Origin of the sequence: Chryseobacterium sp. B21-037, from assembly GCF_028570785.1 — a bacterium.
Lineage (GTDB): Bacteria > Bacteroidota > Bacteroidia > Flavobacteriales > Weeksellaceae > Chryseobacterium > Chryseobacterium proteolyticum.
The window spans coordinates 2,022,166-2,035,623 of the sequence record NZ_JALGCB010000001.1 but is presented as its reverse complement, the minus strand read 5'-3'; the positions used below and the strand labels follow the sequence as shown (position 1 = coordinate 2,035,623).

Annotated in this window: 13 protein-coding genes; 3 read left to right on the top strand and 10 right to left on the bottom strand. The window is 38.1% G+C overall.

The window, feature by feature from the left end; genetic code table 11:
* Positions 1–42 precede the first annotated feature (42 nt).
* The 3 genes from MTQ00_RS08835 to MTQ00_RS08825 all read left to right on the top strand — a co-directional run bounded on the left by MTQ00_RS08835 (position 43) and on the right by MTQ00_RS08825 (position 3,102).
* Entirely contained in the window at positions 43–303 is a 261-nt protein-coding gene (locus tag MTQ00_RS08835; protein WP_273648507.1) for a hypothetical protein, read from the top strand.
* 461 nt (positions 304–764) lie between these two features.
* Positions 765–2,153 carry a dihydrolipoyl dehydrogenase gene (gene lpdA, locus MTQ00_RS08830; RefSeq protein ID WP_273648506.1) on the top strand — a complete coding sequence of 463 codons (1,389 nt, stop codon included), beginning with the start codon at positions 765–767 and terminating at the stop codon, positions 2,151–2,153.
* 148 nt (positions 2,154–2,301) lie between these two features.
* Entirely contained in the window at positions 2,302–3,102 is an 801-nt protein-coding gene (locus MTQ00_RS08825; protein WP_172279220.1) for a patatin-like phospholipase family protein, read from the top strand.
* Positions 3,103–3,139: 37 nt separating this feature from the next.
* Here MTQ00_RS08825 and MTQ00_RS08820 read toward each other — a convergent pair whose 3' ends face one another.
* From MTQ00_RS08820 to MTQ00_RS08775, 10 genes are all read right to left on the bottom strand, one after another.
* Positions 3,140–3,580: a hypothetical protein gene (locus MTQ00_RS08820; RefSeq protein WP_273648505.1), complete on the bottom strand. Its 441-nt coding sequence runs from the start codon at positions 3,578–3,580 to the stop codon at positions 3,140–3,142.
* Positions 3,581–3,656: 76 nt separating this feature from the next.
* Positions 3,657–4,352 carry an ABC transporter ATP-binding protein gene (locus MTQ00_RS08815; protein ID WP_172279216.1) on the bottom strand — a complete coding sequence of 232 codons (696 nt, stop codon included), beginning with the start codon at positions 4,350–4,352 and terminating at the stop codon, positions 3,657–3,659.
* A gap of 82 nt (positions 4,353–4,434) precedes the next feature.
* The gene (locus MTQ00_RS08810; protein ID WP_172279214.1) at positions 4,435–4,989 is read right to left on the bottom strand and encodes a hypothetical protein; all 555 of its coding nucleotides are present in this window, start codon (positions 4,987–4,989) and stop codon (positions 4,435–4,437) included.
* Between the two features lie 458 nt (positions 4,990–5,447).
* Entirely contained in the window at positions 5,448–5,981 is a 534-nt protein-coding gene (locus MTQ00_RS08805) for a hypothetical protein (protein WP_172279212.1), read from the bottom strand.
* Positions 5,982–5,983: 2 nt separating this feature from the next.
* Complete coding sequence (locus tag MTQ00_RS08800; RefSeq protein WP_172279210.1) at positions 5,984–7,243, bottom strand: condensation domain-containing protein; 1,260 nt, start codon at positions 7,241–7,243, stop codon at positions 5,984–5,986.
* Positions 7,240–8,511, bottom strand: coding sequence for a condensation domain-containing protein (locus tag MTQ00_RS08795; RefSeq protein ID WP_172279208.1), 1,272 nt, complete (start codon positions 8,509–8,511; stop codon positions 7,240–7,242). Before MTQ00_RS08795 ends, MTQ00_RS08800 begins: the two co-directional genes overlap by 4 nt.
* A 209-nt stretch (positions 8,512–8,720) precedes the next feature.
* Positions 8,721–9,992: a condensation domain-containing protein gene (locus tag MTQ00_RS08790; protein ID WP_172279206.1), complete on the bottom strand. Its 1,272-nt coding sequence runs from the start codon at positions 9,990–9,992 to the stop codon at positions 8,721–8,723.
* Positions 9,993–9,995: 3 nt separating this feature from the next.
* Positions 9,996–12,401, bottom strand: a complete 2,406-nt coding sequence (locus tag MTQ00_RS08785; RefSeq protein WP_273648504.1) for a glycosyltransferase — start codon at positions 12,399–12,401, stop codon at positions 9,996–9,998.
* Positions 12,394–13,194, bottom strand: a complete 801-nt coding sequence (locus MTQ00_RS08780; RefSeq protein WP_273648503.1) for an alpha/beta fold hydrolase — start codon at positions 13,192–13,194, stop codon at positions 12,394–12,396. The genes MTQ00_RS08785 and MTQ00_RS08780 overlap by 8 nt, the downstream gene beginning before the upstream one ends.
* Positions 13,185–13,457: an acyl carrier protein gene (locus tag MTQ00_RS08775; protein WP_273648502.1), complete on the bottom strand. Its 273-nt coding sequence runs from the start codon at positions 13,455–13,457 to the stop codon at positions 13,185–13,187. Before MTQ00_RS08775 ends, MTQ00_RS08780 begins: the two co-directional genes overlap by 10 nt.
* Between the last annotated feature and the right edge of the window lies 1 nt (position 13,458).

Sequence of the window (13,458 nt, the reverse complement as noted above, 5' to 3'; positions counted from 1 at the left end):
ATTATATTTTTTTTATTAAAATCATTCATAAAAGTAAAGGTCATGAACAAGTTTTTTATAACAACAGTAGTATTAATAGGTTTATCGATGAATGTTCAGGCTCAGAGGCGCCCGGCACCTCCGCCACATCCTTCGAGAACCGAATTGATAGAAAAGAAATCGCAAGAGCTGGAAAGAAAATACAATCGGGAAAGGAAACTTATTTTGAACCATCCGCTGGCTACCAAAAAGATGAAAAGAGACCAGTTAAAGGCTTTGGATGAGAAGTACAGGATTGAAAAAAAATTACTGAAAAAACTATAATACTCCGGAATTTATATACGACTCAAAAGAGCAGGAAATACCTGCTCTTTTTATTATGTTATTTTAAAACTCAGTATATCGGATCGTTATTAATTAAACCAATCGGCACGGAACTTCCAAATCTTTTGTAAGATAGTAACTAGTGCACGCATTTCTATTGCCTGTTTCTTATAACCTGTAATCACCAATTAGCTAAGACTATGAAAGTACCGGTGATTATTTAAAAGCTGAAATAACAGGGATTTTTTAGGATTATTAAAATTGAAATTGTTTCGGGAGAAGATTTTGTATTGTGAAATTTTTGGTATAATATAATATTTGTTATGAATATTTTGTTGTGTTATGTTTTTAATTAATTATAATCAAATGAAATTTTCTATATGATTCATTATTGGATGAATTTGCATAAACGTGAATCATCCCATATTTTTTCCTTAAATTCGCATAAAAATTTTAAGCTAATGAATTACGATATTATTGTCATCGGAAGTGGTCCTGGTGGATATGTTACAGCGATTAGAGCGGCACAGTTGGGTTTCAAAACTGCAATTATCGAAAAAGAGAATTTAGGTGGAATTTGCCTTAACTGGGGATGTATACCAACTAAAGCTTTATTGAAATCTGCTCAGGTTTTTCATTATATTAATCATGCTGAAGATTATGGTTTAAATAAAGTAGAGCCAAGTTTTGAATTTTCAAACGTAATTCAAAGAAGCCGTGGTGTTGCCAACAAAATGAGCAAAGGAATCGAGTTCTTAATGAAAAAAAATAAGATCGATGTTATCCTTGGTACGGCTAAAGTTTTAAAAGATAAAAAAGTATCTGTTACAGATAAAGACGGTAAAGTGACTGAATATGCAGGAAGTCATATTATCATTGCAACAGGTGCACGTTCAAGAGAATTACCAAATTTACCACAGGATGGTAAAAAAGTAATCGGATACAGACAGGCATTATCTCTTCCTGAGCAGCCAAAATCTATGATTGTTGTAGGTTCAGGTGCAATCGGAGTAGAGTTTGCCGATTTCTATAACACGATGGGAACAAAAGTGACTATTGTTGAGTTTATGCCGAACATTGTTCCTGTAGAAGATGAAGAGATCTCTAAACATCTTGAGAAATCTTTGAAAAAATCAGGAATCGAGATTATGACCAATGCTTCTGTAGAAAGCGTGGATACCAACGGGGAAGGTGTAAAAGCAAATGTAAAAACTGCTAATGGAAACATTACCCTGGAAGCTGATATTTTACTTTCAGCGGTTGGTATTGCTGCCAATATCGAAAATATAGGATTGGAAGAAGTAGGAATCCAGACAGATAAAGGAAGAGTTTTGGTTAATGAGTGGTACGAAACTTCAGTTCCCGGATACTATGCCATCGGTGACCTTATCCCGACTCAGGCCTTAGCACACGTAGCTTCTGCAGAAGGAATTACATGTGTTGAAAAGATCAAAGGATTGCACGTAGAGAAAATTGATTATGGCAATATTCCTGGATGTACTTACTGTCACCCTGAAGTTGCTTCTGTAGGTCTTACAGAAAAGCAGGCTAAGGAAAAAGGATATGAAATCAAAGTAGGTAAATTCCCTCTTTCTGCAAGTGGTAAAGCAACTGCAAACGGAAATACAGATGGTTTCATCAAAGTTATTTTCGATGCTAAATATGGAGAGTGGTTAGGATGTCATATGATCGGTGACGGAGTAACTGATATGGTTGCCGAAGCTGTTGTTGCAAGAAAATTAGAGACAACAGGGCACGAGATCATTAAATCTATCCACCCGCACCCAACTGTTTCTGAAGCAATCATGGAAGCAGCTGCGGCAGCTTATGGAGAAGTGATCCACATTTAATCTATAATACAGAAATATTTAAAAGCCCAGATTATTCTGGGCTTTTTCAATATAGTTTATGCAGGAATATTTATTAAAATAATTTTAAAATTAGAATATTTCAAAAAAATAATCAGATTTTCTCGCCCTGTTTTCTTAATTTTATTCTATGAATCTTGAGAAAGTAGGGCTTGTTTTATCAGGTGGCGGTACCAAGGGTATTGCACATGCCGGAGTTTTAAAATTCCTGATTGAGAAGAATATTGATATTGATGTATTGTCTTGTTGCAGTGCAGGTTCTATCGTAGGATGCCTGTATGCAGTCGGTAAAACACCTGAAGAAATTCTGGAATTCTTCAATTCGGTTTATTTTTTCAACTGGAAGCATTTTACATTCAACCAGCCCGGGCTGGTATCCTCCATTATTTTTACCAACTATTTAAGACCCATTTTTCAGGATATGAAGCTGAAAGATCTGGATAAAGAGGTTAAGATCGTAGCTACGGAACTGGTGTCCGGGACGCAGAAAATTTTTGATGAAAATTTTAAAGTTACAGATGCAATTATTGCCTCATGTTCTATTCCCGGGATTACAACGCCTTATATCATCGGCGAAGAGATGTATTGTGATGGAGGAGTATTAAATAACTTTCCTGCAGATATCATCAGGGAGGAATGTGATAAGCTGATCGGGGTTTTTGTATCTCCGCCCCATGAAATCGATATTAAAGATTTAAAATCCATTAAAGCTATTGTTTCACGCTCTTATGACCTTCTTTCGTACAGAATAGAAAAAGGAAAGTTCGATTATTGTGATTGGTTCATTACCTCACAGGATCTTTCCAATTACGGAACTTTTGAAAGGAAAAAGGATCGTCTTGAAGAGATTTTCAATATAGGCTATAATTCGGCAAAAGAAAGTTTTGCAGAGAGTAATTTTTATACCCAGATCAAACAATTAGGTACATAAAATAAAAACTCCCGCATCCAATGCGGGAGTTTTTATTTTACTTTTTTACCACGATTCCATCCTGTTGTACCACAGTATTACCACTTTCATCACTTACAACGAGCGTATAGGGTGCTTTCGTTGCTGAATCGGTGAGGTAATTTCTCCAGACCTGGTAATGAAATCCTTTATTTACGAAATCATAATAATAATTACCTCCGGAACCATCTGGAACAAGCTCTCCGTCACTGATGATCATATTAGGTTTTGAGGTAAGTTTTGAATTGGCTCCCCATGCCTGATAAAGGTATTTTCCGTTAGGTTGAAGATCGATCCGTATTTTAAATTTCTTTGTTTTAATAATAACGGTTTTGGGAACCTGCTGGATATATTCTGAACTGTTTTCAGTTTTTATAACCGGATTTTCATTAGCAGCGTATGCATAAGCTGGAGAAGCTAATGCTATAATAAATGTGCCCATTAAGATTGTTCTGATCATGGCAATAGGTTTTAAAATTAGATTACCTGAATCTAATCAAATATAAAGCCATTAAACAATCAATACAATTTAAATCTTAGCTGGTATGGCTTGCAAAAGCTTCTTCCAGGCTGCCGAATTTTCCTTTGAATTCTTCAATCGGACAATCCTGAAGGATATTTCCTTTATGGATAAGAATTACCCGTGAGCATAATGCTTCAACCTCCTGCATAATGTGGGTTGACAGCAGAACGGTTTTTTCTTTACCGATCTCTTTTACTACATTTCTTATTTCAATAATCTGATTAGGATCCAGACCGTTGGTAGGTTCGTCAAGAATGAGAAGATCAGGCTGATGTAGAATAGCCTGTGCCAAACCAACCCTCTGCTTATATCCCTTGGAAAGCTGACTGATTTTTTTCGATTTTTCAGGAGTGATCCCTACAAGCTCTATCACTTCATTAATTCGTGTTTCAGGGATTTTATGAATATTAGCCACAAATTGCAAATATTCTTTAACATACATTTCCAGATACAGAGGATTATTTTCAGGAAGAAAACCAATATTCTTCTTAGCTTCTATCTCATATTCCGAAATTTCTTTATCATTAAAGATGATTTGCCCTTCATCTATTTTTAAAGCTCCGACAATGGATTTCATTAAAGTAGATTTTCCTGCGCCGTTAGGTCCCAGAAGGCCAATGATTTCATTTTTATCAATGGAGATGTTAATCAGGTTAAGGGCGGTTTGGTCACCAAATTTTTTGGTTAAATTGATTATTTGAAGCGACATAGGGTGTAATGATCTTTTTGCAAAAATAAAATAAAAAAACTCATTCTTAGGAATGAGCTCTGCTATATTGTAAAAATAATTATTATTTTTTCGTTTTCTTATTTTTATTGCCGGAATTATAAGATGATGCTGAAGTGTCCGGCTTATTGGAATGAACATTGTTCATCATGGCAGTCCTCTCATACAGAGATGATTTCCCATTTGTTTTTCCGAAGATTTTATCGACCTGCTTCTTATTTAAGAATTGAGATTTTCCAACATATTTTCGGTTTTTATTAATGAACTGGATAAACTGAACGGTTGGCTGGCCATAGTTTTTCTCGTAATGGAGCTCAATGATATCGTTTGGAAGCTCCAAAGCGATGTTTCCTTCTGGAAGGGAAATAAACCCGTCCGTAATCAGTTTATATAGATCAGAGACATCTCCGTTCAGGTTTTGAAAAGAAAAAGATCTGAAAGTATTGAGGTTGCTGGTATTAAGATCCTGGTAATTGATAGTGAATTTATCCTCCTTTTTATATAAGCCAACAGAGTTATCTTTACCAATTTCCACTAGAGTCTCATTTTTTAACACTTTAATTTGTGCAAAAATTGAAATACCGAACAGACAAGTAAATAGTAAAATTATTTTCCTCATTGGATTGATTTTTAACATTTTATAATATGGCGTCCTTGCAATTCCGGGATCAGATAGCATTAAAAACTTCGTCCCTAAAGCAAAAGTAACATTTTTTTTTGATATTTATTTTTGAAATATGCGCTATGTTATGCGCAACATCTAACTCTAACGCAAAAGAGTTTATTCCGAATCACGCTGAATTACCCGGCTGTTCACGAAAATGTAAAAGAGTAATATGATTTTGGATAACAGAAAGTTGCGGGGAACAGATCACCCGGAATAGATATCCGGTAAGAAATGGGTAAAATAAATTTTTCATGTGTTTTAATTGTGTTACTAAGACAAATCTATGATATTAAATTTAATTAATTCAATTTATCCCAAAAGTTTGGAAAATTTTTGAACAGTGACCCTACAATGGCAGGTCTTTATGTTTTGAATAGATGAGTCTGATAAGCACGGAATTTACTATTCAATTATTCTGAAGTGTTTGCTGGAACAGGTTTATACAGGTATTTCCTTAGTTTATTAACGGGTAAATAGACGGAAAGTACAGACAGTATTCCTGCAAGTGCTCCTACGAGTATGGCCATTGCCATAGCATCGAGCTTGTAGTTTGTTGAAAATTTGTACTGAGCAAATACCAGAAGAGAAAGTACAAGAAGCCCACTGATAACACCATGTAATATACTGAATTTCGTCATGAACTTTTTTGTATTCAGCTTGTTATCTACCATGAATTCTATTGTTCCCTCTTCTGCAGCGGCAGTGACTCTTTTGGTGATATCGATCGTGAGGATAACCGGCAGGAAAATGGCCATTGGCAAGGTTAGCCGGGCCAGATTCTGGGTACCTGAGAAGAAATGAGTATAACCCAGCTCGTGAAAGCTTGCATAGGCAATAATAAAATTAAGAAATGCATTCGGAAGAACATAGTAGATCGTCCGCGTTAATAAAAAGCGTTTGAGAGTGGTTTTCTTTTTTATAGTAGGGGATTTATCCGTTTTCATGTTTAGTTCTGTAAAGATACAGTAAGTAGTTCAAGGGCTTTATCTTTAATTTCTGTGGCTTTCTGTCTGGATAGGAAATCTTCATTCGACATAAGCGTAAAATCCATTTCCTGCTTGTAGGTAGTGGTAACCAGGGTGTTCGAATTGAGCCAAGGAAAAGCAACGGTGGGACTCATAATCGTTTCGAGCTCAAAACGCTGATATTGATCCGGAATATTAATTTTTCCCATGTTGGATAGGGTAATATCATGTCCGCCATGGGTTGATTTAAGCATGCTGATCATGCGTTCGACAAGCGGGTGCATCTGTTCACCCATCCAAAGAAGTTCCCGTGCTTCTATTTTTTCTAATTTCTCAAGAAGGTCTTTTTTGATGTGTCCTGCCTGGTCAAATATCCCATGATTTCCTTTTTTCAATGATAGTTCTATGGTAGGAGCAAAAGCAAATACATGATCCTGCTTTATTTCCGGAATAAAATGGCGCACGTCCACGGGGCTGATCACTTTTCTTTTAGCCTCAGCTCCCCGGATTTCCTGAAATGCCTGCATGAATGAAGCACACAACAGCGAGTGTACAGAAACACCATGCGCTTTACACTTGCTGGTGATCTGGTTCGTTATTTCCGGGTTCAGTTTCCAATGGATCACATAGTTTTTTCCAAGATTTCTTTTTTTACTTTTCTTTTGCATCAGAAAGAAGAGCCTGGCCATAAGCAGGTATAGCCTTGCTTTGCGTACTTTCTTTTTGGTATTAAAACCGGAAGGCAGGAAGTCATCAACTGAGCTGAATGCCTGGTATGTATCCAGTTCCATAGTTGGATCATCCAGCAGGCAGAGAAGCTCCCGCATCAGAGTTACCTGGGAAGTTCCATCACAAATGCAGTGGGGAAGTACCCAGAGAATTTCGGAAACCTCATTTCCTTTAATCCATACCAGTTGAGCCAAAGGTTTCCGATGATCTTCAAACATGCGGAACCATTCTTTTTCAGACTCACGCAACCAATCTTCATCGGATTCCCGGTCTATGATCCGAAGGGGAATGGCTTCCATCTCTCTTTCTTCTATAAAAAAGGGATATTGCTCAGTATCGGTATCGATCCTGGATCTGAGCAAAGAATGTTTTTTCTGGATTTTTTCTAAAGCTGTTTTAAAATCTGCTTCATGAAGTGTTCCTTTGATCTTTGCTGTAAATACGCAATTGAGGGGTGTTCCGGAATCAACATACATGATTCTCTCCACCATCATTAGTTTTCTCTTGATCATGATACTGCTGAATATTCAAGTTTTAATTTTATAGTATCAAGGATGTCCTTACGAATGGCCTGTGCATCTGAGTAAGGTAGATATCCTTCACTACCGATAAAGCAAAAATCCATTTCTCCCTGAAAGGTTGAAACTACAAATCCGGTAGTCTGGCCCAGAGGGCCCAAAGCTGAAGGGCTGAAAACGGTATCTACGGTAAAGTTCCTGTATTCATGGGGCACCTGAATAAGGCCAAGATTAGAAAGCATACAGTCATTGGTTGCTTTTCCATTTCTCAGGATTCTCGTGAAATTATCCAGGGCATAATGCCATGATTCAATGATCATCATCTTGGTATATGGATCCAGTTTTGAGGTCTTACGCTTCACGTGCTTCTGCATCTTCCGTACATTATCCAGAAAATTCAATTTTTCATTAATCGAAACTTCAACCATCAGCCCGAAGGCAAAAATATGATCATGTTTGATTTGTGTTGTTAGACGTCTGATATCCACAGGGCAGCAAATTTTATTCAATGCAGCTTTCCCCCTTATTTTTTTAAATGCCTGAAGAACAATTGCACAAAGAAAAGTATTCACGGTAAAACCATTGGATTTACAATAGGAAATTACTTGTTGAGTCATTTCCTTGTCAAACTTCCAATGGATCATATAATCGTTTTGCCTCTCTATTGGTTTTTTGTTTACAGGAGCATATTTAATGATGGTAGATGCCACTCTGCCGAGTACTTTTGCTTTAAGCTTATGCCTTCGGCTGTTTAAGATGTTTGCAGGAACAATATCCTGGATTCCGAGGATAGGATTCTCTACACCAATATCGGCGGAAGGGTTGTCCAATACCTGTAAAAACTCATACAATAATGTCATTGCGGAACCTCCATCGCATAAACAATGGTGAAATGAGAAAAACATGTCTGAAACTTCTTCTCCTTTGATCCATACAAACCTTATCAGGGGGAACTTTTCATGATCGAAAGGCATATACCATTCTTTCATGGATTCTTTCTGCCAGTCGTCTTCTCCCTGCCGGATCACAATTCTTATAGGAATGGGTACAACTTTCTGGGGCACTTCAAACCATGGAAGGTTTTCTTCGTCATGGGTTACATGTGCTTTTAACCAGGGATGTTTATTTTGAAGCAAAGCCAGAGCCCGCTGAATTTCTTCCAATTTGAACGTACCCCTTAATCTGAACGGGATAATGCCATTAAAAGCCTCTGTTCCATCTCCTAATATCATTCGTTCTCCAAATAGTAGTTTTCTTTTCATAGGTTATATCAAATTAATGTTTTTCTTGTTTTTTATGCAAAAAGCTTTCTGATCATTCCAACCTACATTCTTGCTGTCTGCTGCAAAGAGATCCAAAATGGATCTCTTTAGTTTTATATCATTCCGTTTACTTCATCTGCTTCCCGAATAATACCGGACAAGAAGTAACTTTATCAATCTTTTAGTTCATATCACTGATTTTTATCTGATCATAATACTTCGGCATATTCCAGTTTAAGTTGAATGGACTCAATCATCTCATCACGTATGGCTAAAGCTTCAGTGTATGGTAAATATCCCTCACTACCCATAAAAGAAAAATCCATTTCTCCCCTGTAGGTAGATGTTACCATGGTTGTTGTATTACCCAGAGGACCGATTACAGAAGGACTGAATATGGTTTCAACGGAAAATTCTTTATAGTTCTCAGGAATCTGGATCCTTCCCAGATTGGAGAACATACAATCATTGGTAGACCTTCCTTGTTTCAGAAGCCTGGTGAAGTTTTTCAGGGCATCGTGTCCGGACTCCATTACCATCATTACCATGTACGGGTTAAGCTTGGATGTTTTACGTTCCACATCTTCCTGCATAAGCGTCAGATTGTCTTCAAAGCTCACTTTTTCATTGGATGACAGGGTAATCATCAGCCCGAAAGCAAAGATATGATCCTCTTTTATCTGTGAGGCAAAACGTCTGATATCTACAGGACAGGAAACTTTATTGAAAGCCGCCGGACCTTTTACTTTCTTAAAAGCCTTAAGTAATGAAGCGCTCAAAAAAGTATTCACGGTAACCTTCATGGCTTTACAGTAAGAGATCAGTTGGCTGCTTGTCTCACGATCAAATTTCCAGTGGATAAAGTAGTCATTTTTCCGGTCAATGGCTTTTTTGTTCACGGGCATGTATTTTATCGCTGTGGCAGCGACTCTCCCGATAAATTTTGCTTTCAGACGCTGTCTCCGGTTCAATAAAATAGCTGATGGAACCACATCCTCAATTCCCAATATCGGATTCTCTGTTCCAATATCTGTCAATGGATTATCCAATACCTTTAGAAATTCATCTAAAAATGCCATTGCAGAACCACCGTCAGACAGACAATGATGGAAAACAAAAAGCATATCTGATACTCCTTCTCCCTTGATCCATACAAACCGGATAAGAGGAAATTGGTCATACTTAAAAACGGTTTGCCATTCCTTTATGGATTCTTCCTGCCAATCGTTTTCCCCTTTTCTGACCACAGTTCTTACAGGAATAGGAACAATAGGATCCGGTACTTCAAACCACGGTACTTTCTTTTCATCATGTATGATGAGTGCTCTCAGCCAAGGGTGCTTGGCCTGGATCTGATATAAGGCATGCCGCACGTCTTCTTCCCTGAAATCTCCTTTTAACCGGAAGGGAATAATTGCATTGAAGGGTTCCGTTCCATCCCCCAGCAACATGCGCTCACCAAATAACAATCTTCTTTTCATGATTTAAACAGAAACTAATGTTGATTGTTCTTGTTGTACAAAATTCTCCAGTAGCTCTACAGCCTTATCATTACCTCCGGCAGTAAGGAATGTTGTCTGAACTTCTTTTGCTGCATTGCGGTAAGCAGGATCTTCCAGCAATTCAAAAACCGTTTCACGGAGTGAATCTATGCGTAATCTTTTATAACGGATACTCTTGCCACAACCAGCCTGTTCGATGAGCTTTGCGATGTGGAAATGATCGTAGGCAATCGGTGTGATCAGCATTGGTAATCCGTTACGGAATGTATCATTAACTGTATTAAAACCTCCGTGGCAAATTACCATATCCATATGAGGCATTAATGCCGATTGAGGTACAAAACTGTTTACAATGAAATTAGAAGGCCATTCTTCAAAAATATCCGGTGGCGTGGCAGCAACGATAGTTACCGGCTGATCCGCGAATGCCGCAATGATCTTTTCGAAAAAGGCTTTTCTGATGTCTACAAGGAGTGTTCCTAATGATACAAATATTTTGGGTGTAGTAGCCGCATGCAAACGATCCCAGTCAAAAGGAGCATCATTGGGACGTCCTTTCACAGGACCTACAAATTTCATATGGTCAGGTACTGTTTCAAAACCTGCGAAAGCCTGAGATGTAAATACAAGGTTTAATTTATGGGAATGGATGAAAATTCCATCATCATCAATCCCCACTTCTTTTTGTAGATCTTTGATGAGGTTTTGTTGCCATTCAAATATTTTCGGAGCACTTTTTTCTGTATCTCCCATAACATCCGGGGGTACAGGAGTAGTTGTTACACATGGAATATTGTGTTTATGAGCAAAAAGGGCACCTCCGAAAGTAATACAGTCATTAACGATAACATCAGGTTTCCAGTTTTCAGTAAGACGGCTTAATCCGGGCATCATCATTTTGGCAAAAGGAACATAAGTTTCCTCTAATGCCAGTTTCATAACTTCAGGCCCGGAACAGGCGGGTCCGTCATCCTGTCTTTTTAAAATACGTTTGATCTCATCCTGATACGGAATAAGATCTTCTTCAGGGTAGAAATACGATCCTCCTTCCGGAATATGTTCATCTCCTAGCGGGGTAATCCCGAACCATTTTACTTCGTGTCCTCTTGCGATAAGGCTTACACCGACGCTCAGAGTAGGACTGATATGTCCAAAAAAAGGAGGGATAACAAACAGGAATTTCGAACGGGATTTTATCTTTTGTGTGGCATCGGTAATAGCTTTTTCCAGTAAATTGGCAGCTGTTACCGTACCTCCGGCCTCAATAAAAGACTGACGGATGATTTCTGCTGCTTTACGATAATCAGGATTGTTAAGGATCTGCTGTACCGCCTCTTTTAAATGGTTTGATTTGAAGCGGTTAAAATTAAGACGCTCACCAGCTCCTGTACGTACTACACGTCCTGCTACATGGGACTGGTCATAGGCAATCGGAATAACAACCAACGGCAGTCCGTTTGAAAGCGTTTCGGATACCGTATTATGTCCCCCATGGCAAACGACACCATCAAGATGCGGCAAGAGATCCAATTGAGGAACCTGCTGATATACCATGAAATTTTCCGGCCAGCTGTCGAAAAGCTGAGGATCTGAAACAACTACAACCGTTAGGTCTTCATCTTTAAATGCATCAATTACTTTTTGGAAAAAAGCTTTTTTATGATCATGATCGAAAGTCGTACCGATACTTACAAGAATTTTCTTTTGAGTTCTGCTGTTAAACCTTTCCCAGTCGAACTCACAGGATATCCGGCGTTCCGTAAGAACAGGACCTGTAAACTGGTAATTGGAGGGTAGTTCCATTTCACCAAAGAAATATCTGGACGTTAAAACCATTGTTAAGAGGTCTGAGGAAGCCAAAGAATGGTCTTCCATTATTCCCAGTTCCTTTTGCAGTTCAATGATTTTATTTACTTCCCACTCATGAACCTTTGGTAATTCATCCATGATTTTGATGGCAGCGGGAGCAGTAACAGTAGTGCTGTAAGGAAGGTTTAGCTTTTTTGCAGCAATAGCAGCTGCAAATAGCTGATGATCACCGATTACAAGGTCAGGTTTATAAGAATCGAGTAAATGGACAATACCATTATAGCAATGCCTGTTCAGTGGGATAAGTACATCATCGTAAAGAAATTTGATGCTGTCTATTCCGTATACTACTTTTTTGGAAATAATATCCAGGTACTGTTCGCTATCTCTTTTTTCTTCGTCAGTTTGATCGTATTGGATAAGCAGGAGCTCTCCTCCTGCCGGAAGTTTGGTATTAAGATTTTTGTCAAGACTGATCCATGCCACTTCATGTCCTCTGTTCAATAATTCAGCCCCGATACTCAGGGTAGGGTTGACATGGCCCGTCAACGGTGGAACAACAAATACAAATTTAGCCATGATTTTGTGTTAAGGTGTTAGATTTAGATAATGATTTGGATAAAAAATGCACAATAGCCTCAGCGATCTGAGCGGGTTCCTGTATCGGGATATTATGATCTCCAGGAATGAGTTCAAGTTTTGCCTGGCCGAGTTCTTTCTCTAGCCATTCTCCCGTAGGACGACAATTGGACTGATTCCCATATAAAAGCAATGCCGGAACATTTATCTTTGTAAGATCGGTTTCAGTAAAGAAATCTTTCTCTCTGATCATATCCGCTTTGATACTGGTCTCATAAAACAGGAATTCATACATTCTGTGATTTTTTTCCATTTGCCTTTTGCCCATCTGCACTTTTGTAGTGTCTGTAAAATTGGCTACATAATGTTCCAGGAATTCCTTACTGTACTGATCGATAATCCCCCGGGTTTCTTCATCCCTGGGATCAGGAGCTTCCATAATTACAAGCTGATTTATGCGGTCTGCATATTTCAATGCTGTTTTCAAAGCAATAAGTCCCCCGAAACTATAACCTACCAAATGAACTTTTTTCAGGTCAAGGAAATCAATAAGGCCAAGAAGATCGGAAGCCATATTTTCAAGATCGTATCCATCGAGTATACGTTCACTCATTCCATGGCTTTTTAAATCATACATTACTACGTGGTAATGCTGTGCCAGGATGGGTGCTATGTTAAAATAGTAAATGGACAGATTGCTGAACATCCCATGGATAAGCACAACCGTTTCCCGGGCACCTTTATTAAGTTCCTGAATATGAATTTTCCTGTTATCAACTGTAATTATTGGCATTCGTAAATATAATTGATGATCATACGGAGATCCAGGTTGATCAGCTGGTCGAGGTCCATAGAAGACAACCAACCTGTAAAATCAATCTGATCTCCAAAATGTGCTTTTATTTTTTCTGAGAAAGAGACAATTTCTATACTGTCCATTTCAAGATCTTTAGTAAATGAACTCTCCGGAGTGATATCCATCTCTTCAACAAATTCCTCTCCTATAACTTCAGTGATAAAACCTTTCAAAAGAATGAATAATTCCTCGTGATTCATT